The 24,864-nt window shown below is 35.6% G+C and carries 17 protein-coding genes; 11 read left to right on the top strand and 6 right to left on the bottom strand.

Annotation, left to right across the window (positions count from 1 at the left end; translation table 11 throughout):
* The first annotated feature begins 20 nt into the window (after positions 1 to 20).
* From OZP09_RS07500 to OZP09_RS07540, 9 genes are read left to right on the top strand one after another with little or no spacing between them, the layout of a single operon-like run.
* Entirely contained in the window at positions 21 to 1,727 is a 1,707-nt protein-coding gene (locus OZP09_RS07500; protein ID WP_432419451.1) for a GMC oxidoreductase, read from the top strand.
* Positions 1,728 to 1,745: 18 nt separating this feature from the next.
* Positions 1,746 to 2,900: a Gfo/Idh/MocA family protein gene (locus tag OZP09_RS07505; RefSeq protein ID WP_269237235.1), complete on the top strand. Its 1,155-nt coding sequence runs from the start codon at positions 1,746 to 1,748 to the stop codon at positions 2,898 to 2,900.
* A gap of 10 nt (positions 2,901 to 2,910) precedes the next feature.
* The gene (locus tag OZP09_RS07510; RefSeq protein WP_269237236.1) at positions 2,911 to 3,963 is read left to right on the top strand and encodes a sugar phosphate isomerase/epimerase family protein; all 1,053 of its coding nucleotides are present in this window, start codon (positions 2,911 to 2,913) and stop codon (positions 3,961 to 3,963) included.
* 20 nt (positions 3,964 to 3,983) lie between these two features.
* On the top strand, positions 3,984 to 4,346 hold the full coding sequence (locus OZP09_RS07515; protein ID WP_269237237.1) for a c-type cytochrome: 363 nt from the start codon (positions 3,984 to 3,986) through the stop codon (positions 4,344 to 4,346).
* Between the two features lie 12 nt (positions 4,347 to 4,358).
* The gene (locus OZP09_RS07520) at positions 4,359 to 5,822 is read left to right on the top strand and encodes a Gfo/Idh/MocA family protein (protein ID WP_281310548.1); all 1,464 of its coding nucleotides are present in this window, start codon (positions 4,359 to 4,361) and stop codon (positions 5,820 to 5,822) included.
* 30 nt (positions 5,823 to 5,852) lie between these two features.
* Positions 5,853 to 6,563, top strand: coding sequence for a 3-keto-disaccharide hydrolase (locus OZP09_RS07525; RefSeq protein ID WP_281310549.1), 711 nt, complete (start codon positions 5,853 to 5,855; stop codon positions 6,561 to 6,563).
* 39 nt (positions 6,564 to 6,602) lie between these two features.
* Entirely contained in the window at positions 6,603 to 7,832 is a 1,230-nt protein-coding gene (locus tag OZP09_RS07530; RefSeq protein WP_269237239.1) for a nucleoside permease, read from the top strand.
* A gap of 21 nt (positions 7,833 to 7,853) precedes the next feature.
* Entirely contained in the window at positions 7,854 to 8,744 is an 891-nt protein-coding gene (locus OZP09_RS07535) for a hydroxypyruvate isomerase family protein (RefSeq protein ID WP_269237240.1), read from the top strand.
* Between the two features lie 21 nt (positions 8,745 to 8,765).
* Entirely contained in the window at positions 8,766 to 9,638 is an 873-nt protein-coding gene (locus tag OZP09_RS07540; RefSeq protein ID WP_269237241.1) for a sugar phosphate isomerase/epimerase family protein, read from the top strand.
* A 138-nt stretch (positions 9,639 to 9,776) separates the two neighbouring features.
* On the opposite strand, the gene OZP09_RS07545 is transcribed toward OZP09_RS07540, so the two are convergent.
* Genes OZP09_RS07545 through OZP09_RS07555 form a run of 3 tightly spaced genes read right to left on the bottom strand, consistent with a single transcriptional unit; the run spans position 9,777 to position 16,542 of the window.
* Positions 9,777 to 13,763 (bottom strand): T9SS type A sorting domain-containing protein, encoded by a 3,987-nt coding sequence (locus OZP09_RS07545; RefSeq protein ID WP_281310550.1) that lies wholly within the window; start codon positions 13,761 to 13,763, stop codon positions 9,777 to 9,779.
* A gap of 45 nt (positions 13,764 to 13,808) precedes the next feature.
* Positions 13,809 to 14,570: a LytR/AlgR family response regulator transcription factor gene (locus OZP09_RS07550; RefSeq protein ID WP_281310551.1), complete on the bottom strand. Its 762-nt coding sequence runs from the start codon at positions 14,568 to 14,570 to the stop codon at positions 13,809 to 13,811.
* Between the two features lie 10 nt (positions 14,571 to 14,580).
* Positions 14,581 to 16,542 carry a tetratricopeptide repeat-containing sensor histidine kinase gene (locus OZP09_RS07555; protein ID WP_281310552.1) on the bottom strand — a complete coding sequence of 654 codons (1,962 nt, stop codon included), beginning with the start codon at positions 16,540 to 16,542 and terminating at the stop codon, positions 14,581 to 14,583.
* A gap of 259 nt (positions 16,543 to 16,801) precedes the next feature.
* On the opposite strand from OZP09_RS07555, the gene OZP09_RS07560 reads away from it, so the two are divergent.
* Positions 16,802 to 21,166: a PKD domain-containing protein gene (locus tag OZP09_RS07560; RefSeq protein WP_281310553.1), complete on the top strand. Its 4,365-nt coding sequence runs from the start codon at positions 16,802 to 16,804 to the stop codon at positions 21,164 to 21,166.
* Positions 21,167 to 21,181: 15 nt separating this feature from the next.
* Positions 21,182 to 22,183, top strand: coding sequence for a PorP/SprF family type IX secretion system membrane protein (locus OZP09_RS07565; protein ID WP_269237251.1), 1,002 nt, complete (start codon positions 21,182 to 21,184; stop codon positions 22,181 to 22,183).
* A 138-nt stretch (positions 22,184 to 22,321) separates the two neighbouring features.
* Here the strand turns inward: OZP09_RS07565 and OZP09_RS07570 are convergent, their stop codons facing one another.
* The 3 genes from OZP09_RS07570 to OZP09_RS07580 are packed head-to-tail and all read right to left on the bottom strand — an operon-like array spanning position 22,322 to position 24,601.
* Positions 22,322 to 22,732: a VOC family protein gene (locus OZP09_RS07570; protein ID WP_269237252.1), complete on the bottom strand. Its 411-nt coding sequence runs from the start codon at positions 22,730 to 22,732 to the stop codon at positions 22,322 to 22,324.
* 32 nt (positions 22,733 to 22,764) lie between these two features.
* Positions 22,765 to 23,514: a DUF6597 domain-containing transcriptional factor gene (locus OZP09_RS07575; protein ID WP_281310554.1), complete on the bottom strand. Its 750-nt coding sequence runs from the start codon at positions 23,512 to 23,514 to the stop codon at positions 22,765 to 22,767.
* Positions 23,504 to 24,601, bottom strand: coding sequence for a hypothetical protein (locus OZP09_RS07580; RefSeq protein ID WP_281310555.1), 1,098 nt, complete (start codon positions 24,599 to 24,601; stop codon positions 23,504 to 23,506). The genes OZP09_RS07575 and OZP09_RS07580 overlap by 11 nt, the downstream gene beginning before the upstream one ends.
* Positions 24,602 to 24,864: the final 263 nt, after the last annotated feature.

The following is a 24,864-nucleotide window of genomic DNA, read 5'->3' on the forward strand; positions in this document are numbered from 1 at the left end:
TACTAATTTATTAAAAAGACATCGTGAATATCAATACCGATTTAAAAAAACAAAATACTTATGACGCCATTGTTATAGGTTCAGGAATAAGTGGAGGCTGGGCTGCTAAAGAATTAACACAAAAAGGCTTAAAAGTCCTGATATTAGAGCGCGGTAAAAACATAGAACACATTAAAGACTATGATTCCGCAATGAAAGCGCCTTGGGAAATAGCCTATTGCGGACAATTAACCCAGGAACAAAAAAGAACACATCCAGTACAAACCAGGGATTACCCATATCAACAAGCGAATGAAAGCTGGTGGGTGAATGATTTGGAATGTCCTTACACAGAAGACAAACGTTTTGATTGGTACAGAGGTTTTCATGTTGGCGGAAAGTCCTTAATGTGGGGGCGTCAAAGTTATCGTTTCAGCGATCTCAATTTCGAAGACAATAAAAAAGATGGCCACGGAAATGACTGGCCAATCCGATACAAAGATATTGCTCCATGGTACGATTATGTAGAAAAATTTGCCGGTATAAGTGGTCAAAATGAAGGCTGGCCTTTACTGCCTGATGGTCAGTTTTTACCTCCCATGGAAATGAACTGCGTCGAAAAATCCGTAAAAGAAAGAATCGAAAAACATTATAACAAATCCAGAATATTAACTATTGGCCGTAGTGCAAACCTTACTGTACCTCATCAGGGAAGGGGCAACTGTCAATATCGAAATTTATGCAGCAGAGGTTGTCCTTTTGGGGCTTATTTCAGCACACAGTCCTCTACCTTACCAGCTGCAATGGCTACAAAAAAATTAACGGTTCGCCCCTATTCGATTGTCAATCACATCATTTATGATAAGGAGACCAAAAAAGCTAAAGGCGTAATGGTTATCGATAGCGAAACTAATGAAAGTATGGAATTCTATGCCAAAATTGTTTTCGTTAATGGATCAACTTTAGGTTCCACTTTTATTTTACTGAACTCAACTTCTGAAGCCCACCCAAATGGTTTGGGTAATGGCAGCGGACAGCTTGGACACAATTTAATGGATCACCATTTCAGATGTGGTGCCGAAGGAACTGTTGAAGGTTTTGAGGATAAATACACTTATGGGCGAAGAGCCAACGGTATTTACATTCCAAGATACCAAAATTTTAAGGATGACAAAAGAGATTATTTACGAGGTTTTGGATATCAGGGTGCAGCAAGCAGAGGCCATTGGCACAAAGAAGTAGCCGAATTAGACTTTGGCGGTGATTTCAAAGAAATTTTATCAAGACCCGCAGAATCATGGACAATGGGATTAGGCGGTTTCGGAGAAATGCTGCCTTATTACGAAAACAAAGTGTACATCGACCATTCTAAAAAAGACAAATGGGGACAGCCTGTATTAGCAATTGACTGTGAATACAAAGAAAATGAAGCTAAAATGCGTGAGGATATGATGTATGACGCTGCAGAAATGCTTGAAGCTGCAGGTGCCAAAAACGTAAAAGCTTACGATAATGGCTGTTATCCTGGAATGACTATTCACGAAATGGGGACAGCCCGTATGGGAAATGCCCCTAAAGAATCTGTGCTAAACAAATGGAATCAGATGCACGAAGTAAGCAATGTATTTGTTACTGATGGTTCCTGCATGCCTTCAAGTGCCTGTCAAAATCCTTCATTAACCTACATGGCTTTGACTGCAAGGGCATGTGATTATGCTGTAAAAGAATTAAAGAAAAAAAACATCTAAATAAGGATTATCCAAATTATGAGAAAATTAAAAATGGGAATGATTGGCGGAGGCAAAAATGCTTTTATTGGAGCAGTACATCGCATTGCAGCCAACATGGATGGATTAATTGAACTGCATTGCGGTGCTTTTAGTTCTAATCCTGAAGTATCCCTTGAATCCGGTAAAGAATTAGGTTTGTCTCAGGATAAATGTTATCAATCCTACACCCAAATGATTGAAACCGAAGCAAAATTACCTTTCGAAGAAAGAATGGATTTTGTTTCGATAGTAACCCCAAATCATGCCCACTTTGCTCCTGCTATGCTGGCATTAGAAAATGGTTTCCACGTTGTTCTGGATAAACCCATAACTTTGAGCCTGGAAGAAGCAAAATTATTGGAACAAAAAGTAAAAGAAACGGGACTTTATTTATGTTTAACACATACTTACGCGGGCTATCCGATGGTAAAACAGGCACGCGAAATGGTCGCTAAAAATGATTTTGGAGCCATCAGAAAAATAATGGTGGAATATCCACAAGGCTGGTTGAGCACTGACTTTGAAAATGCCGGAAACAAACAGGCAGCCTGGAGAACAGATCCGTCAAAAAGCGGAATCAGCGGTTGTATGGGCGACATCGGAACTCATGCAGCACATTTAGCAGAATATATTTCAGGATTGAAAATTACTCAGATTTGTGCCGATATTAATACAGTTGTTGCCAACAGAAGACTGGATGACGACGGAAATGTATTGCTCAAATTTGACAATGGTGCCAATGGCATTTTGGTAGCCAGCCAAATTGCCGCCGGAGAAGAAAACAGCTTAAAAATTAAAGTATACGGAGAAAAAGGCGGTCTGGAATGGCACCAAATGGAACCGAATACTTTAATTGTAAAATGGCAGGACGCTCCTGCTCAGTTGTATCGTACCGGAAACGGGTATCTATCCCCAATTGCAGCTTTTAATACCCGAATTCCAAGCGGGCATCCGGAAGGGTATCTGGAAGCTTTTGGGAATTTATACAAAAATTTCGCATTGACTTTACAGGCAAAATTAGCAGGCAAGGAACCATCTGCAGAAATGCTTGATTTTCCAACAGTAAAAGATGGCGTTCGCGGAATGGCTTTTATAGAAAATGTAATCGCTTCCGGAAAATCAACTCAAAAATGGACTGAATTTATAATTTAAATCACAACAAATGACCACAATGCAAGGACCTGCGGTTTTTTTAGCCCAGTTTATATCTGATGAAGCTCCTTTTAATTCTTTAGAAGGAATTTGCCAATGGGCTGCCAATCTGGATTTTAAAGGAATACAAATTCCGACCTTAGATTCTCGTTTTATTGATTTGCAAAAAGCTGCAGAAAGCAAAACCTATGCTGATGAACTTACCGGAATTGTTGGTTCATACGGATTACAAATATCTGAACTTTCCACTCATTTACAGGGTCAGCTGGTTGCCGTTCATCCGGCTTACGATGATTTCTTTGATGGATTTGCACCACAGGCATTGCGCAGAAATCCAAAAGCCAGACAGGAATGGGCAGTACAGCAATTGCACTATGCCGCAAAAGCTTCCCTAAATTTAGGACTAAATGCGCATGCTACCTTTAGCGGTTCCTTATTGTGGCAGTATTTTCATCCCTGGCCCCAACGACCGCCCGGTTTAATAGAAGACGGATTCAAAGAACTGGCAAATCGCTGGCTTCCAATTCTCAATGAATTCGATAAAAATGGCGTAGATGTTTGTTATGAAATTCATCCGGGAGAAGATTTATTTGATGGCGAAACTTACGAAATGTTTCTCAAAGCCGTAAACAATCATCAACGAGCGTGCATTCTCTACGACCCATCCCATTTTGTGCTGCAGCAACTGGATTATATTCAGTATATCGATTTTTATCATGAACGAATCAAAGCCTTCCATGTTAAAGATGCCGAATTTAACCCAACAGGAAAACAGGGAACTTTCGGAGGGTATCAAAGCTGGCTGAATCGTGCAGGACGTTATCGCTCACCTGGCGATGGTCAGATTGATTTTAAAACCATTTTTAGCAAATTAGCACAATACGATTACAAAGGCTGGGCCGTAATGGAATGGGAATGCTGTTTAAAAAATCAGGATGACGGTGCCCGTGAAGGAGCCGAATTCATAAAAAAACACATTATCAAAGTAACTGATAAAGCTTTTGATGATTTTGCTGCGGTAGAAAGTAACTCAGAGCTTAACAGGAAAAATTTAGGATTATAAATTTGTTTAATTAATAGAATATGAAAATTAAAATTTTAGTTGCAATGATAGTTTTGGGCGCTTTATGCTCTTTTTCGAATTATGATTCAATTCCCGCAGAATACAATGTCATAAAGCAAACTAAACCATCTGAAGGAGAAGCTTTAATAAAAAAAGAAGATTGTGCTACCTGTCACAAAATAGATAAAAAAGTTGTAGGCCCCTCCTATTTAGATATCGCCAAAAAATATCCAATGAACGATAAAAACGTAAAGTATCTGACAGAGAAAATCACAAAAGGAGGTTCAGGCGTCTGGGGCGCAATACCTATGTCAGCTCATACTGCATTAAAAAAAGATGATGCAAAGAAAATTGCAATATACATTCTATCATTGAACAAATAAATTAAGACCTACATGGATCAGGATTTAAATAAAAATACAGAACCAGAATCGACTATACGCAGGGATTTTCTAAAAAAAGGAGTGTTGGCGACTGCCGCATTTATGATCATTCCAAGACACGTAATGGGCAGAGGCTTTGTCGCTCCCAGTGACAAATTAACAATTGCCGGTATTGGTGTTGGCGGAAAAGGAAGATCAGACATTTCATCTTTTGAAAGAAGCGGCATCGCAAATATCGCTTATTTGTGTGATGTTGATACAAGAAGAGCTGCTGATAGCGTAAAATATTATCCTAAAGCTAAATTCTACAAAGACTGGCGTGAAATGCTGGATAAAGAGCATAAAAACTTCGACGCGGTTTCTGTTTCTACACCCGATCATAATCATGCGATTCAGGCTTTTTCAGCTATGCAATTAGGCAAACATGTCTATGTGCAAAAACCATTGACGCATGATATTTATGAAGCACATATGCTTACTCAGGCAGCCTCTCGTTATAAAGTAGTTACTCAAATGGGAAATCAGGGATCCTCCAATGATGGTACCCGACTTTTAAAAGAATGGTATGATGCTGATTTAATTGGTGATGTGCATACGGTTTATGCCTGGACAGACAGACCCGTATGGCCTCAGGGAGTTCCGTGGTCAACCGCAAAAACCGAAATCCCAAAAGAATTAGATTGGGATTTGTGGCTGGGCACTGCTCCTTACAAAAATTATGTTGACAAATTAGTACCGTTCAACTGGCGTGGCTGGTGGGATTATGGAACTGGAGCATTAGGTGACATGGGATGTCATTTGATGGAAGCACCATTTTCCGTATTGAATCTAAAATATGCAAAAGATGTGCAATGCAGTGTTGGCTCCGTTTATGTAGATGAATTCAAAAGAGGCTATTTCCCCGAAAGCTGTCCACCTTCGAGTCATGTCACATTAACTTTTCCAAAAACCAATAAAACGAAAGGCGATATCAAACTGCACTGGATGGATGGCGGTATTCAGCCCGAACGCCCTGAAGAATTAGGTGCTAACGAAATCTTCGGTGATGGTGGAAACGGTACTTTATTTATTGGAACAAAAGGAAAAATGCTTTGTGATACCTATAGCGAAAATCCAAGATTATTGCCTTTAAGCCGTAACGAAAATCTAAAAATAAAAGAAAAATATCCTCGTGTAAAAGACGGTGCCAATGGCCATCAAAGACAATGGATAGAAGGATGTATTGCAGGCTATGGCAAAAAAGAACTGAGTTCACCATTTGAAATCGCAGGCCCTTTGACAGAAGCTTTATTAATGGCTAATCTTGCCGTAAGAGGCTACGATTTATATAAAGAAGTACTTGGTGAAGATGTGTATCCTGGACGTTCGGTTAAATTGCTTTGGGATAATGATGCCAAGAAAGTAACCAATGTAGATGATGTAAACCAATTTGTAAAACGCAATTATAGAGAAGGCTGGAAAAACCTGAGCTTCTAAAAAACAATAAAAGAATTAAAAAGTTAAACCATGAAAAAGATTATCACAGCAGTATTAGCATTCACTTTATTACAAACGCTACAAGCCCAAAAAGGATTCAAGCCTATTTTTGACGGAAAAACAACAACAGGCTGGCATACGTATGGTAAAAAAACAGCAAGTGCCGGTTGGAAGGTAGAAGATGGCGTATTGCATTTTGACCCTGAAGCTGCAAAAAATGGTCAGGGTGGAGATTTAGTAACGGATGCCGAATATGAAAATTTTCATTTAAAATTAGAATGGAAAGTTGCTCCAAATGCCAACAGCGGAATCATTTTTTATGTGAATGAAAACCCGCAAAAATATCCAAACACTTACGAAACCGGTTTAGAAATGCAGGTTTTGGATAATGATGGCCATCCTGACGGAAAAATAACAAAACACCGAGCCGGAGATTTATATGATTTAATTCAAAGCAAATCAGAACCGGTGAAGCCCGTTGGAGAATGGAATACTGCAGAAGTGGTTTGTAAAAACGGAAAACTGAGCTTGGTCTTAAACGGAGTTATTATTGTTGAAACGGTACTTTGGGATGACAATTTTAAAGCCCTGGTTGCAGGAAGCAAATTCAAAGCATGGCCAGCTTTCGGAACATTCAAAAAAGGAAAAATTGCTTTGCAGGATCACGGTAATAATGTATGGTATCGCAATATCTCTATTAAAGAATGGAATACTATGGAAACTACAACGGGCTGTAAATAATAACAGCCCAAATATATCTAACCAAAATAACCACAATATATGAATACAACTATTCGCATTAAATTATCTGTAATGATGTTTCTCGAATTTTTTATCTGGGGAGCATGGTTTGTTACTCTTGGCACTTTTTTAGGAAGCAACCTAAAAGCTTCCGGTTCAGAGACAGCAGCCGTTTTTTCTACCCAATCCTGGGGAGCCATCATTGCTCCTTTTATTATTGGCTTGATTGCAGATCGTTATTTTAATGCAGAGAAAATCTTAGGTATTTTACATTTAGCTGGTGCTTTTTTAATGTATCAAATGTATCAGTCGACAGATGTTGGAATGTTTTATATATATGTATTGAGTTATATGGTTTTGTATATGCCAACATTGGCTTTAGTAAATTCTGTAGCATTCAGTCAGATGAAAGATGCGGAGAAAGAATTTGCGAACATCAGGGTTTGGGGTACAATTGGATGGATTTTGGCCGGACTGTCGATTAGCTTCTTCTTTCATTGGGATTCAGCAGAAGCTGTTTCTAACGGATTGCTTAAAAATACATTTCTATTGGCCGGAATTGCAGCTTTGGTTTTAGGCTTATTGAGTTTTACTTTGCCAAAAACCCCTCCAAAAGTTAGTGAAGGAAAAATTAGAATTGCAGATATTATTGGCCTTGATGCATTAAAGCTTTTGAAAGACAAAAATTTCCTGATCTTTTTCATTTCATCAATCCTGATTTGTATCCCATTAGCTTTTTATTATCAAAATGCACATCCTTTTCTGACTGCCGCCGGAGTTGAAAACCCGACAGGAAAAATGGCTATAGGCCAGATCTCCGAAGCATTGTTTTTATTGTTTATTCCTGTATTTTTTGCCCGTTTTGGTTTTAAGAAAACAATTCTGGTGGGAATGTTAGCCTGGGCAATACGCTACGTTTTATTTGCTTATGGAAATGGAGGCGATTTGAGTTTTATGCTGATTACCGGAATCGCATTACACGGAATTTGTTATGACTTTTTCTTTGTTTCCGGACAAATTTACACCAATTCAAAAGCAGGCGAAAAATACAAAAGTGTCGCTCAGGGTTTGATAACGCTGGCCACTTACGGTATCGGAATGTTAATTGGATTTGCAGTTGCAGGCTGGATCACGGACAATTACAAAACTGCTGAAGGAGCAATCAATTGGGTAATGGTATGGATAATTCCTGCCGGAATCGCTTTTGCCGTATTCCTGATTTTTGCTCTTTTATTTCAGGAAAAAAATAAACTGGCAAATGAAATTTAAGTATTTTTAAAAATGAAAAAGATGAGTACAACTTTTAACAGAAGGACCGCTATAAAAGGTATTCTTGCCGGAACCGTTACTTTAGGCGTTCCGGCAGATTTATTTGCTTTGGCTAAGCCTGACGAAGAACTTAAATTAGATTCAATGCTAAAAGGAAAGATTAATCATTCGGTAGCGCGTTGGTGCTTTAACGATTTTGACATCGAAACACTTTGTTCAGAAGCTAAAAAAATAGGCATTACTGGTATTGATCTGGTGGGACCAAAAGACTGGCCGGTATTAAAAAAGCACAATCTTGTTTCGACTATGTGCAATGGTGCCGAATTAAATCTTGTGGACGGTTTCAACGATCAAAAATTTCATGGACAGCTAATTAAAAATTATACCGAAATGATTCCGCTGGTTGCTGAGGCGGGTTACAAAAACCTGATTTGCTTTAGTGGAAACACCAGAGGGAAAACCGATGAGGAAGGATGGAACAATTGTGTTCTTGGACTTCAAAAACTGATTCCACTGGCAGAAAAGCATAAAGTAACCCTGGTGATGGAATTGTTGAACAGTAAGATCAATCACAAAGATTATCAATGCAGCAAAACATACTGGGGAGTTGAACTGGCAAAACGAATCAACTCTGAAAATTTCAAACTGCTCTATGATATTTACCACATGCAGATTGACGAAGGGGATGTCATCCGAACCATTAGAGAAAATCATAAATACATTGCCCACTATCATACAGGCGGGGTTCCGGGGCGAAATGAAATTGATGAAACTCAGGAACTCAATTACAGCGCTATAATGAAAGCTATTGCTGAAACCGGTTTTACAGGTTTTGTGGGGCAGGAATTTATTCCGCTGCAAAAAGATAAAATAGCCTCTTTGAAAAAGGCAATTGCAATTTGTGATATTTAATTCAATATAAAAGTAACAATCATGATAAAGAGAAGAGATTTTATAATTAACAGCGGTTTGGCTTTGGGTGCATTGGCAATTGCTCCTTCCCTTGCGTTTTCGGCTAAGCCAAAAAGTATTGGACTTCAATTGTATACTTTGAGAACAGAATTTTCTAAAGATGTAAAAGGCGTTTTAGAACATGTGGCCAAATCGGGCTACAAAGAAGTAGAAACGTATGGATTCTCAGCTGACAAAGGTTTTTTTGGCACTTCTGCAAAAGATTTCAAAAAAATATTGGTTGATAACGGCCTTAAAGCGCCAAGCGGACATTATGATTTTAATTCTTTTATTAAAGATAATAATGCTGATTTTCTAAAAGCTTGTATTGAATGCGCTAATCAATTAGGAAGTGAGTATATAACTGTTCCCTGGCTGGATGAACAATTAAGGAGTGACTTAGACAGTTACAAACGAATTGCTCAAAAAATAAATGAGGCAGCCGTTTTATGCAAACAATCAGGATTAAAATTAGCCTATCATAATCATGATTTTGAATTTAAGAAGTTTGGAAATCAGACAGGGTATGATATTTTACTACAGGAAACAGATAAAAAACTGGTTGATTTTGAACTGGATTTATACTGGGTAGTTCGTTCAGGAAATGATCCTTTAGAAATGTTCAAAGCGAATCCAGGCCGATTTACGATGTGGCACGTAAAAGACATGGATAAATCCAAAGCAGAATGGAATACCGAAGTTGGCGAAGGAAGCATCGACTTTAAACCTATTTTTGCACTAGCTAAACTATCCGGAATGCAGCACTTTTTTGTGGAACAGGAAACGAATTACTCTCCAAATCCAACGGAATCTATAAAAACAAGCTGGGATTTTGTTTCTAAAAATTTAATTTAGGCAGAAGACATACAACTTCTTGAAACTATTTCGAAAAAGATATTTTTCTGAACTTTTCTTTGATTCCAAATAATTAAAAGCCTTTCAAAATCAACGACTTTGAAAGGCTTTTATGCAGAATAAATAATGTACCTAAATCTATTCCTTAATCAATTTTTCTACTTTGCTTCCTTTCTCAGTAGTAATTCTGATAAAGTAAAGACCGTTTGGTTTGTTCGAAATATCAAACTTAGTTGTATTGCTATTTTCGATTGAAGTTTGGAGCAGTCTTCCCTGAACATCGAACAATTCAATATATTTTAAAACGGTGTCACAGTTGATATTTACATTTCCTTTAGTTGGATTTGGATATACTGAAATACTTTTATCTTTTTTAAAATTATCATTTCCTAATGATTCGAAAACGGTTTCTGCCTTATTAGTTTCAATTGGGAAATTGTAATCAAAAAAGATATTGGCTGTTTTATCAACCTGATCACCTTTAAGAAGATCATCTGCGCTTTTTATTTTAAACAGAATATTTCCGTGACCTCCAACAGGATTTTTCTGTTTGGAAGTAGAACTAGCTGCCAAATGGATTTGTTCAAAAACAAATTCAACAATATTTCCGTGAATAACAGTCTTAGAAGAATGTGATGAATTTAATAATTGTAAAGAACTCAGATCATATTTACTTTGATCAACAGCTATTTTTACGACTATATTTTCTGCTTCATACGTTCCGGTATTTTCAAAATTGACAATGTAATGTAAATATTCGCCAATTGTATCTGGAGAAACGCTTTCGCCTTCAAGACACGTAATATCATTAGGATCAAATGAACCCACAACAGTTTGATGGTATGTAAAAGTATTATCAGCAGGTGATTCATCCCCGGCAACAGGTGTTATGGCAACTGTAAAGTTGAAGATATCACCATTATTTACCGCTGGAGTTTCCATCGGACTATTTACATTAAATTCAAGATCGATAGTACGGCTTTCAAAGGGAAGTAACCCATTGTAACTCCACTCAAAATTATTTACTGTTTCAATATCAACTGCCGGTGTAGCAGAAAGCAAATCCATTTTTGTATCATCAAAAGTCAATTTGATATTTCCTGAAAGCACCTGATTTCCTTTATTTTTATAGACAATTCTGTATGCCGAATCAAAGCCCGGTCTTGCAGGAGTAATTGGACTTATCACAATTTCTACATCGGGATGAACCCCATTTGCAGACAAACAAAAGCTTTGATAATTCGTATTATAGTTGTTATCTGTAAAATTGATTGTAGCTGATGCCGGTGAAATATTGAAAGCACCCGCATTTTCTATATTTGGAAATATATTATAAGTTCCTGCCTGCGTAAAGAATGTAGAAGTTCCGTCAGTATTGGTAAAAGCTGATCCAGTAGTTGTTCCGTCGTTTATATCGATTCTGATATTTGGATGCAAAGGATCATTAAGGTTACAGCCATTATTATTACCATCAAAGATTGTAGTTCCTACAACCGTATTGTGTTGTCCTCCGGGAGTGAAGCTGCAATAAGAATTAGCGACAGTTGCCGTCATTCCCATACTATTTAATTGTGATTGTACATTTGCAATTTGAGAATCATCTGCACAAATGTAAGTCAGACCCGGATTTCCGGAAAAATCAAGAGTTTCACTGCGTCCATTTTTTAGAAACAAATTAGTAAGCAAATTATTTGCACAGTACAAGCTGGAAAGATTATTTAAGGCACTTACATCGAGAGTTGCGATTTGATTACCATTACAAGCTACATTTTCAAGCGTTCGGCAATTGCTAACATCAAGATTGGTAAGCTGATTAAATCTAAAATCAATAGATCTTAAATTTGATAAAGCACTAATGTCAATATTCGTTAATTGATTGTTTCGGCATTCAATATCCAAAAGATTTGTCAGACCACTAAGATCAAGAGCAGTAAGCAGATTAATACTGCACCCTAAATGCAGTAATGAAGTTAAAGGGCTTAGATCAAGATTTACCAGTTCATTACCGCTGCAATATAGACTTTGAAGTTTTATAAGACCATTTAAATTAAGACTCGAAAGCTTGTTAGCCCCACATTGCAAATAAGTTAGGTTCGTTAAATTATTTACATCAAGAGTTGTCAGTTTGTTGTTGTTGCAACTAAATTCAGTCAGATTTGTAAAAGTATTTACATCCAGACTGGTTAATAAATTATTGCCACAATGAAATTTTGTAAGCTGGTTTAACCCACTTAAATCTAATGCTGTAAGTGCGTTGTAACTACAATTCAATGTTGTAAGATTTGGCATGGTCAAAACATTCAAAGTGCTTATAGTATTGTAGGAACAATCTAATTCTTTTATATTCACTAAACCAATCATATTAAGATTAGACAATTGATTGTGACCATAATTCAAATTTGTCAGCTGAGTCAGGCCAATCAAATCTAAACTCGTCAATAAATTATAAGAACAATCTAAAGTAGTAAGATTCGTTAATCCGTTTACAACCAGACTTGGAAGACGGTTTTTAGAACATTTTAATTGTTCCAGCAAAATTAAATTATTAACATCCAGTGAAGTAATTACATTTCCTAATGCTCCTATTACCCCATTATAACCGTAGTTAGAACAGTCTAGATATTTAAGCTTTGTTAAATTAGCTACAGCTAAAGACGTAATCTGGTTTCCAATTGAAGTTGTCGAAATATGATTCGAACAATCTAAATATTCCAGATTTGATAATCCGCTAATATCTAAATTGGCTAATAAGTTATTGTTACAATCCAGATACTTTAAATTAGGAACGCTGCTTAAATCGATACTGCTGATTTTGTTTATTCCAAAATTCAATGAAGTCAGATTCGTCAAATTAGTTAAATTCAGACTTGTCAATTTGTTATTACTACAGTTAAGTGACGCAAGATTGTTTAAACCATTTAAATTTAAACTTGTCAATAGACCGTTGGAACAGTTGATAGATTTAAGATTGGTCATTCCCGAACCGTTTACAGTAAAACTCGTAGTCTGATTGTTAAACATATTAATATTGGCAAGATTGTTAAATCCTGAAACATTTAATGTAATGCTTGCCGGAGATAAATTTAAATTCAGGTTTTCGATATTAGGAAAACCATTTAAAGTTAAATCTGAATTTGAACCTGTGTATTGAAACGTTTTCAAAGCTGTCAGGTTCGATCCATTGATAACTAAATTATTAGGCAGATATGAGCAATTCAAAGTCTTCAAATTACTCAAACCATTCAGGTTTAAAGTTGCGATATGATTTTCCCCGCAACTTAATTCAGTTAAAAGAGTTGTATTACTCAAATCTAAATTTGTAATTTGATTGTAAAAGCAATTCAGCTTCGTAAGTTTAGACAAATCACTAACATCCAGACTGGTAAGAAGATTATAATTACACTCTAGACTATCCAGGTTTGTCAAGCCATTTAAGTTAAGGCTAGCCAAATTGTTATAACTGCAAAGCAAGGATTTAAGACTTGTTAATCCGCTTAGATTAAGATTAGCGAGTTTGTTCGTTTCACAAAGCAATAAATCAAGTTTAGTTAAACCCGTAAGATCAATGCTTGTCAGTTGATTGTTGCTGCAGTACAATGTTTTAAGCTCATTTGCACCATTTACGTTAAGACTTATTAATTTATTATTACTGCAAAATAAGATTTTAAGATTGTTTAAACCACTTACATTCAGACTTGTCAGTTGGTTTTGATCTAAAAAAAGGTTCACAAGATTGGTTAATGTACTTACATTGAATGTAGACAGATAATTTGAAGTACAATTCAACTGAGTCAGATTGGTTAATGCAGTAACATCAAGGTTTAAAAGGATGTTGCTGGAACAATCTAAATTTTTAAGGTTTGTAAAACTGGAAATTCCGGTTAAATTAAGGATTCCTGAATTCGAAACTTTCAGTTGATATACCGCAAGGGCTTCACTACTGTCAATTTCACCATTGTCATCAGTATCGATTTTAATTGAAATTCCTGCCGAATTCAATGCTATAGAATTCGTGGTATTTGCTTCCAGCAATTTGGCTTTGAAATTTGCATCGGGGACATTAACATTTTGTGCCTTTACTATCGTGGTCAGTAACAGCACAAACAAAAGTATTTTTCTTTGCATAATTAAAAGGTTGTTTTGGATTAGTTTATAGTTTGGAGATATATCTTATAAGGATTTGATTAGTTCCTGCAGTTTTTCTTTTTTGCTTTGGGCGATTGGAATATTACTGTTATCCGCCATGATCACATAACCCCCATCTGATTTTATATAAGATTTCAAATACGAAAGATTAATTAAATGTGATTGGTGTATGCGTTCAAAACCATGTTCTGTAAGCAGTTCTTCATATTCTTTTAATGTTTTTGAAATCAGCACCGGTTTGTGATTTTTTATAAAAAACTCAGTATAATTGGCTTTAGCCTCACAACGAATAATATCAGCTACTTCAAACAGATGAATACCGTCACTGGTGGATAAAGCGATTCGCTTAAAATTATCTACTTTTTTCCGAATGTTTTCGAGCAGCAAATCGATGTTTTCAAAGGAGTTCTTTTTACCGGCTGCTTCTTTTATTTTTACTATGGTATCCTGCAATTCTTCAGGATCAACGGGTTTCAGAATAAAATCAAGAGCACTGAATTTAAACGCTTTCAAAGCATATTGCTCATGGGCCGTAATAAAAACAACATGAGCTTTTAGTTTTCCGTTTACTTTTGAAAGATTTTCCAAAATATCAAAACCGGTCCCGTCAGTGAGGTGAATATCCAAAAAAATAACCTGCGGACGCAACTTTTCAATGGCCGCTATTCCTGTTTTGACACTTTCGGCTTCACCAATAATAAAAATATCATTGGTATAACGCTCTAAAAGTGCTTTTAAACCGGTTCTTAAATGTTTGTCATCGTCTATAAGTAATGCTGTTATCATTGGCTTTTTATTATGATATATATTGAACAGGCAAATACAATATTGCTTTTGTACCTGTTTGGTTTTTTGAATTTAGTTCGAGTATTTCAATCCTTGCCGATTTAGATGTAATAGATTCCATGATCTTAAGGCGTTTTTTTGTGATGTTTAACGCCATCGACTGATGTGCTGTAACCGAATTTTCCTTTAAGAGTTTGGATTCTGATAGTCCAATTCCGTCATCGGTAATGGTGCAGATCAGCTGTTCATTTTGTACATCAAAATCAACATTTATTTTTCCTTTTCCTTGTTTAGGAACCAAACCGTGAAGAATCGCATTTTCTACAAAAGGCTGAATCAGCAAAGGAGGCAGCCCTACGTTAAATTCGACATTTTCGGTTGAATTGATTTCGAATTCAAATTTATTCTCAAAACGAAGCTGTTCCAGTTCCAGATAATTCTGAAGGCTTTCAATTTCTTTATCAATCGGAATAAGAGAGCCTTTAGAATATTCGAGCGTCAGACGCATGAGCTTTGAAAATTTCGACAAATATTTTAGCGCCGAATCGGTTCCGTTTTGTACAATAAAACTTGAAATTGAACTCAGGCAGTTGAATACAAAATGAGGGTTCATTTGCAGATGCAGAGCCTTTTGTTCGTATTCCGCTAATTCTTTTTTAAGTGTGAGCTGGCGTTTTACCTGCATCCGGTTATAAATTACGCAGCCTAAAACAATGAGTAAAATCCCTCCCAAAACAGAGAATACAATCAACTGAAATTCTCTTTTGTGCTTTTCAGAAAGTAAGGCCTCTTTTTTCTTATACTCATAATTCATTTCGGCCATTGCAAACTTTTTGCTTGTTTCCTGATTGATGATACTGTCACGGGCAATAATTGATTTTTTGTAGTGAGTTAAAGCAGCTTCAGGTTCTTTTAAGGATTCATATAATTCACTTAACAACTCTTCCGTATGATAGGTTTGATCCAGTACACCAATTTCCCGGGCACAGGCCAATGATTTCGTAGCAAAATGTACAGCTTCTTTATATTTTTTCTGCTCCTGTAACAGCAATCCGATGTTGTACAAAGCCAGAGAAGCCCCGAATTTATTCTGAATTTCTTCATACAAAGCCAATGATTTTTGATAATATTCATTCGCCAGAATAAAATTCCTCTGCTCTGCATAATAATCTCCCAAATAATTATTGAGTAAGGCAGAGCCTCGTTTGTTTTCATTTTTCTTAAATCCTTTTTGAGCTTTTTGGTAATACTGAATTGCATTTTGATATTCGCCGATTTCGAAATAAATAACGCCAATATTAGTCAATGTCATAGGCGCATTTTTCTCCCCTAAAATGATTTGTATCTGATGAGCTTCTTTAAGATATTGTAATGCTTTAAGATACTTTTTCTGTGATTTGTAAAGAATTCCAATATTATTCAGGGTTTTAGAAATACCTTCCTTTTCGTCAATCTGCTGATATAATTTTAGGCCTTCTTCATAATTTTTTAGTGATGAAGTATAATCGCCCTGCTCTGAATACACAACTCCTGAACTTGCATAGGCACGTGCCAGACCACTTTTTATTCTGTTTTTATTCCTTTCTTTTTGTAATGCCGTTTCAAATTCTGATTGTGCATCTTTAAAGAATTTCAATGCATCAGAATAATTCCCAAGTATAATAGAAGCATTTCCCTTGTTTAAATAAGCTGTTGCAAGTCCAAAATGATATTCGTTTTTTAAACTAATAACAATTGCTTTCTGAGCATAGGAAAAAGTCAAATCAGGGTCGATTTCTTTATATAAATCAGCTATTTTATTGTACCGATCAGCTTTTAGAGTATCAATTTTAGTATTCTCAACAAATCTTTTTAAACTATCTAGCTGAACATGTTGCGCATGTAATATTTCGCAGAAATGAAAGACGAAAAAGAAAATTATAAGATGTAATTTTAGATTCACTTTTGCTTGTTCTTGTTTGTTGTCTGACAAATGTATAATATGTTTCTAACTATCATACTACCAATTATTATTTACAAGGTTCTGATTATTATTTGATTCTTTTGACTTATTGTGAAAGCATTAAAACTATTATATAAATGATTAATGATTTATCTCTACAAAAGAAAATTTCAGGTATTATCAATTTTGCTATAAAACTTACAAATTATACAAAATCATTATTCGTAATCTTTCTTTGATTAAAAAAAAACACATACTTTTACCGCCGAAAATAACCGAATTATACTACATGAAGAAACTCTACTTCTTAACATTATTTTTTCTTTTAATCATTTCTACTGCTGCCTATAGTTATAATTGCAACGATAGAAATAATTTTACGAATAAAGATTACAGCAATTTTATAGCGCCGAGCGTCGATTTTAATTTTACTAATGATGGTGCCTGTTCCGGAACTCCTGTCACATTTACCCCTATAGTAAACGGGAACGCTCCCTTTTCTTACAAATGGGATTTTGGAGACGGAACTAGTTCAACAGAAATGAATCCAAGTCATAACTTTACAGCAGTTGGCTGTGGAACTCAAAATTTCAGTGTAAAACTAACTGTTACAGATGCCAGTGGGGAAACTTCTATTACAAAAACTGTTTCTGTAAAACAAAAACCCGATTTAAAATTTACCGACCTGAATGCCCCGGGTTCTAATAAACCTTTTGAAAGATGCGGGGACAATAATTCAAATCCAAAATATACTATTAATGTTGGAAACAGTTCAGCTTCTGCTTCATGTATAACATCTTATAATGTTAACTGGGGAGACGGAAGTACGGAAACAAATGTCACTTTCCCAAAAAGCCATGAATACCAGAAATTAGGTTCTTATAATATGGTAATTACGGCCGTTGGAAGCTGTAATAATTCTGTCACTTATGTAGTTAAAAATTCTAACAATCCCATTGGTTCCCTTATTGCTCCTGGAAACACTACCAATTTATGTGTTCCGGTTGACCCAATGGATTTTGCAATTGGTTCCTGGGCACTTAACCCTTCAGATACCAGGTATGTAGTTGACTATGGCGATGGCACAACTCAAAGTTATACTCAGGCACAACTTGAAAATTCTGTTTATTATAACAGATTCAATCCTCAGGCTTCACAAAATTTCCCTATTCCTCATAAGTTTACAAGAGCGAATTGTCCAACAGGAAATACCGTAATCTTAACTATTACAACTTCTTGCGGAAGTACTTATCTTACTGCCGGACCTATTATTATTTTGGATGTACCGGTAATCAGTTTTAGCATTCCGTCTGTTGCATGTGTAAATTCAAGTGTACGCTTCAATAATTCAACGTATGCCGGTTATACTAATGGCTGTAGTACTGTAAATGTTTATACCTGGGATTTTGGAGACGGAACAACTTCCAGAGAGGTTAATCCATATCATTCCTATGCAGCACCTGGAACTTATAAAGTTACACTCAAAGCTACAACCCCATGTGGCGTCGGATTAGATGTTGCTCCACAATATATATGTGTGGAACCTGTATTACAGCCACAATTTACTTTTGGTAATGCCTGTGCTTCAGAAACGGTTCAGATAACCAATACTACTGATACAAATTTAAGCTGTGGTGTTTCAAGTTTCTTTTGGGATGTGACTGGTTATTCTCCGGCGTATTGTGGTAAAGAAACTTCACCGGGATCAGGAAGAGGTCAATGGAATTTTGCAAACGGAACTTATTCCTCTTCTAAAGATCCTGCTTTTAATTTTACAACACCAGGAATTTATTATCTAAGACTTAGAACCTGGAATTCGTGTGGAATAGAGCGTGAAACCACTCAGGCAATCCATGTAAAAAAGAAGCCTGTTATTTCCTTGAAACCAATTTCAGATTTTTGTAAATCGGCAACAATCTACCCGGAAGGATTAGTAGAAGAAACCTGTTCCCCTCCTTCAGAAATCACTTATTTGTGGAGTTTCCCGGGCGGTACACCGTCAACTTCTACATTACCTAATCCTGGGGCTATTAATTATACTAAAACAGGAAATTATGTCGCTACATTTAGCGTTACAAACAGTTGTGGTACCTCAACAGTATCAAGAAATTTTTCTGTTGACATGGTTCTTTCTCCTGTTATAACTCCTAAAACAGCAAAGATATGCAGCGGCAATACTTTTCAGGTTATACCTTTCAGCAACGGAACAACAGATAATGTCCCTTCAGGAACTACTTATGTATGGTCTAATCCTGTAGTTTCTCCGCCGGGTGCTATAAGCGGTGCCAGTGCACAATCAAGCCCAAGAACAAGTATTAGTCAGACATTAATAAATAATACTGCCAGTCCTGCAACGGTAACCTATACTGTATCTCCAATATCAACTTCATGTCCCGGACCTGATTTTACGGTTACCGTCACCGTAGAACCAACAATAAAAGTTACTCAGACTATAAAAAATGTCACTTGTTATGGATTGAGTGATGGTTCAATCAGCTTAAATATAAGTGGAGGAACACCCCATACAACAGGAAAACCCTATATTATATCCTGGACAGGTCCTAATAATTTTAAAAGTTTTGATGAGAATATTTCTAATTTAAAAATGGGTACCTATTATTTATCGATTACAGATAATGGAGGTTGTCCTATTAATACTTCATATTACGTATCAGAGCCTGGAGAATTTAGGATTACAGGCGAAAGTAAAAACGACATTACGTGTTTTGGATTAAAAAACGGAACCATTAATACCTCTGTAACCGGCGGAACACCACCTTATAATTTTGTCTGGACAAAAGATGGGGCTCCATATGCTGTTAATTCCGGAAACCTAAACAATTTAGAAAAAGGGGTTTATCAGGTAAAAATAACAGAAGCTAACAATTGCAACATTCTTACAGGAACCAGTTTTACCATTATTGAACCTCCATTATTAGAAGTAAAATGGGAAAGCCAGGTTGATGTTTTATGCTACGGATATAATACCGGTGAAATTAATGTTAGTTCATCAGGAGGAAGATTACCCCATCGTTATAGCTGGACAGGACCAAACGGATTTAGGAGTAATCTTCAAAATTTAAAAAACCTTTATGCCGGCATATATAATTTAACGGTTACGGATAATTCAGGTTGTACTGTTTCTCTAAAAGTAGAAATACTTCAAAACCCGGAAATAAAATTAAATTACTCTGTCACTCATTTAACTTGTTTCAGCGTGAGGGATGGAGTTATAAAAATTAATTCTATCACAGGAGGAGTACCTTTTGCAACCGGCGATCCGTATATTATAAAATGGAGTAATTTAGGAACGGGTATGGAACAGTCTAATTTATCTGCAGGAAACTATTTAATTACCATTACTGATGCCTTGGGATGTCCGAAAGATTTTCCTATAACGGTTAACAATGCGCCGGTATTTATGATCAATCCTGATTTTCAAAATATTTCGTGCCATGGGGCAAATGATGCACACATCCGACTTAATCTTGTTGGCGGGCAGGCACCACTTAAACTGGAATGGAGTGATGGTTCTACAGCTGGGATTGAGCGAAACAACTTAGGCCCGGGAGTCTATAAAGTAAAAATTACCGATGCCAAATTATGTTTTATAGAAGCCGAATATAGAGTTATTGATCCGCTTGAGCTGGAAATAAGAGGAGATGTTTCAAATCCGCTTGACTGTGATAAAGCAAATACTGGTGTTATTGACCTTGTTGTTACCGGAGGTACTGCACCTTATACTTATGCCTGGTCTAATGGGGCACGAACTGAAGATTTAAGCCAGCTTACTCCTGACAACTATACTGTTACGGTAACAGACTCAAGAGGCTGTAAAAAATCAGATACCTTTAAAATTATCCGATTCGAACAACTTACACCCACAATCGAAGTGTTAACTGATTTTAATTGCGAGACCCGATTTGTAGATCAGACATTTGTAGGACACGTTAAAGGAGGTATTCCGCCTTATACTTTAAAATGGTCAGACGGAGTTGTTTCTGGTACTAATGGCGAAATAATGAAAACCGATAATAAAGGGTTAATCATTTTTACAGTTACCGATAGTTTTGGCTGTACTGCCGATGTAAATCATAATGTCAAAAAACCTGTTTTAGGTGTCGCAAATTTCTCTACAAGCTCTTACGGAAAAGAGATGTTTGATCTTTATTCTATTTACGATCCGGTTAAATTTACAAATCAGGCCACAGGGGATTTCACAAGTACATCATGGGATTTTGGAGACGGTAATTTTTCAACAGAAACAAGTCCGGAACACATTTATACCAGAGAAGGGACCTATACCATCAAACAAGTTGTGAACTATCCTTTCGGATGCCAGTATTCTTATGAAACCAGTATTCTTGTAGAAAAAGGATATAAGCTCGTTATGCCGAACGCTTTTACGCCGAATAATGACGGAATCAACGATTCATTTGCACCTGTATTTCAGGGACTCAACAATGTAACCCTTGATATTTATGATACTTGGGGAGGTATTATTTATACAGAAAGCGGAGTAAACATTCATGGCTGGAGAGGAAAAATTAAGGATCTGGACGCTGAAAACGGTAATTACTATTACAGGATAACGGCCAAAACGTTCTACAACCACACTATAACAGAAAAAGGATCATTAACATTAATTAAATAAAAGCAACAGATTAAAATGAGATTAAGATTATTATTTGTTATACTGATAACATGTTGTTTTTATACCAAAACAAGAGCACAGGATCCAATTTTTACACAATATTTTTTAGTTCCCGAAACCCTAAATGCTGGTTTCACCGGTTTTATGGAAACTACTTACGCCGGAATTATACATCGCGAACAATGGCCTGAATTAGACCTAAGTGTCGATACTGATTATGCTTTTGTAAATACCTGGAGTGACAAACTTAACAGTGGAATCGGCTTAAACATTTTAAACCAGAGAGAAAATGCTTCCAAATATAATTTTACACAAATCAATGCCAATTATGCATACAGGGTAAGAATAAATGATACATGGACTTTCAGACCTGGTATTGAAGCTGGTTTTGGTTTAAAATCATTTGCCTTTGGAAATTTACTATTGGAAGATCAGATCAATATAGGCGGTTCAAACAATGCAACTTCTATCGATCCTCTGCTAGCTAATGACAGGGTTACTTTTTTTGATGTGTCTGCCGGAATGGTTTTCAATACAGATGATCTTTGGATCGGTCTTTCGATGAAACACCTCAACCGACCAAATATTGCCCTGAGTGCAAACGGAAACCTGCCATTAAATACCTTTTTCTCGCTAAGCAGCGGATATGAATTTCTGGTAGCAGATTATATTGATGTATTGTTTTTTCCGTATGAAACTAAAATGTTTTTTACTTCAAACTACATGCAGCAAGGAAGATATAACCGATTTGATTTAGGCGCTTCTATCTTATTCGAAAAAATGTTTTTTGGAACAACATTCGTTACAAATCCTGCTAAAAACGGAATGAACAATGAATTACTAACCTCAGTCAATTTTTTCACAGGATTGCAATACGAACATTTACGATTAGGACTTTCATATGATCTTAATACTACCAAAATAGGAAGAACCGGAGGCGTTTATGAACTTTCATTAACCTATCAGTTTGATTTGTCACGTAAATGTTTCGGATGCCCGAATTATGGGGATAACTAAATTATTTTTGATCTACAAAATAGCCAGAAAAGAATTAAATCCAATTATTAAAAAATCAAAAAGCCTCCCGACAATTCAGGAGGCTTTTGATTTTTATATTCTGTTATTTGTTTTTAAGAAAAGACTTTTCCTCTTCTATTAATGATTGTCCCATTTTTCTTTTGGCAGCTCCGAATATAATTCGATTAAATTATGTTCAGGATCTCTAAAATGTACTACTCTAATTCCCCAAGCTGGCATATCTTTAGGTTCAGTTAAAAACTTCACTCCTTTACTTTGTAATAAAATATAAGTTGCATCAACACTCTCCACTTCTATGATGATAGCCATTTTGTCCTGAAAAGTTTCATTTTTTTCCGCTTTTTCATTGATGGCAAGACTCATTAGTTCTGCCTTAAACAAAGCAAGGCCTGAGGGGATACCGATATTAAAACTGGCAAAATTATCACCTGGTTTTCCCCACGTACATTCTAAGCCAAGAATATCATTGTAAAAAGTAAAACAATTATCAAAGTCATTTACTAAAAGTCTAATATTGCTAAATTTCATTTTGCTTATTTTATTTATTTATAAATGCAAAACTACTTTTCACTTATCGTTGTCAATTGTAAAAATCGGTCGTTTTTATTCTCAAACAATTCAGTTGGCTTATTCCCTGTTACTTTTTTCAGGTCTTTTATAAAATGTGACTGATCAAAATAATTATGTTCAGGGTAAAGCTGTCCCTTCTTGATATGTTTGTAAGAAGCATAACATTTTAAAATTTTACAATAGGACTTTAGAGAAATACCAAATCTGCTTTTAAAATAGCGATTAATTTGCCGACTCGTCCAAAAAACCTGTTTTGAATAATCTTCAACTGTCAGTTCACCATTTGTTTGATACAATAGAGAGAAAAGCTTTTGCTTTCTACTATCAATTTCTTTTTGACCATTTAAAATCGAAAGCATTCTTTTATCCAATTTGTCTGTTACACTTTCCAAATCTTCAAATGAAGTTTTATCTAATTCCCAAAAACTGCTTTCTTTTATTTCTTCACTATCACAAAATGATGCAACACTTTGCTGTATAATATAATCAGCCGCCAATAGCTTAAAACGGATTCCGAAAAGCTGAACATTGGGATCAATGGATATTTCTACTTGTTTTGTCCACAATCCGGTTAATGAAATTTCTTCCTGCTGCTGGTTATTAAATGAAACAATTAAATCAAAACAGCCGTCCGGCAGAATAGTAAAATCAAGTTGCTGATCTGTTGAATTATCAAACCACCAATAGTTCTTAACAAAATCACTTAGCACTACATCGGGCTGAAATTCTTTATAAATCATTTATTTTTTTGTCTGTTAGTTTACAAGATCCTTCTTTCACGTACTTATCAATAATATATTTTGTTACGGGTCTTAATGGTTTTTTATTATTTTCAGGATGCATTCCGTGTGTGTTAAAAAATTCTATCCCATCTCCTACTTTAGCATACCATATAACAGCTTCTCCGTTTTTAAAAAAAGTAGTGGTATCACACACCTTAATTTTTCGAAGGTTAATTATTCTTTCATCAAAAGGTTCGACTACATTGTAGGTTCCTATTCCCTGTATTTCTAAATCACAGCTTACTTCTTCATAATGATCTCCTGACCATTGCATGCATTCGTTTTTTTGTGTGAAGTAATAATAAGCTAAAAGTCCTAGAAAAGAAAGTATTCCCATCCCAACCCATTTATTCCGTTTTATCCAATCACCCTTTTCTTGGCCTGGATCACCTTCAATGCCCAAAAATAATTCTACTGGCTTAAGAACTTGTGTTATTTTAACTTCTTTTAAAATATTTTCTTCTTTTGGAATTCCATGATCGATGATTAATTTCTCTTCTTCATTAAATAGTGCTGTTTTATCTAAATTTTCTTCTTCCAATAAATTACTCTCCTCACTTAATTTTTCTATTTGAATTGAATCTTCATTTTTAACTTCGCTTTCAATTTGAAACTCTTGAGCAGTTTCTATTTCATACATCAAATCATTTTCTTCTTCCGTATTTTTCTGACCATTGGTATAATGCTTTTTAAACTTCGCAAAAGGTCTAAATTCAAAATCAACTAAAACTGCCGCAAAATTTATAGTATCAATTTTTGCTGGTTTCGTTTCTCCTTTAAAAAACCTTCCAACTTTTTTAAATTTATCAGTATAAGTAGTTGAAGTATCTTCATTATTTGAATCAAATTTAAATTTAAAAAAATCACTGTATGCATTTAAATCATCTGTGTTTTCATTTGATTTAAAAATCTTCCAACACAAATCCCTCAAGTTAGCTTGAGACGGATTATTCAAATAATTAGAATAAATCCCCTCTTTTTCTTTTTCAAATTTACTTCTAACTGCTTCTTTATAATCATCTTCATTTAAAGTATTGTTATACATAGGCATCACTTTTATACTATTTTTTTCCGGACATAATCGGATTTTTCTGGACATCTCAAACCTTTATAGGATTTAAATCGACTTTTCAGGGCGTCCCGGAATTCCGTATCAATTCAGGTTTGCAATGGTTGTTACTTTGCCTCAGAATCAAGTTAACGTTTTGATCTGCAGGTTAAAACAAAAGTACAAAACTAGTTCAATTAAAAGTGCGGAAAACCGTAAGACGGACTTTATCCGGGAAGTATAAATAAAATTTTACTGTT

This window comes from Flavobacterium flavigenum, assembly GCF_027111255.2.
In the GTDB taxonomy this organism is placed as follows: Bacteria; Bacteroidota; Bacteroidia; order Flavobacteriales; family Flavobacteriaceae; genus Flavobacterium; species Flavobacterium flavigenum.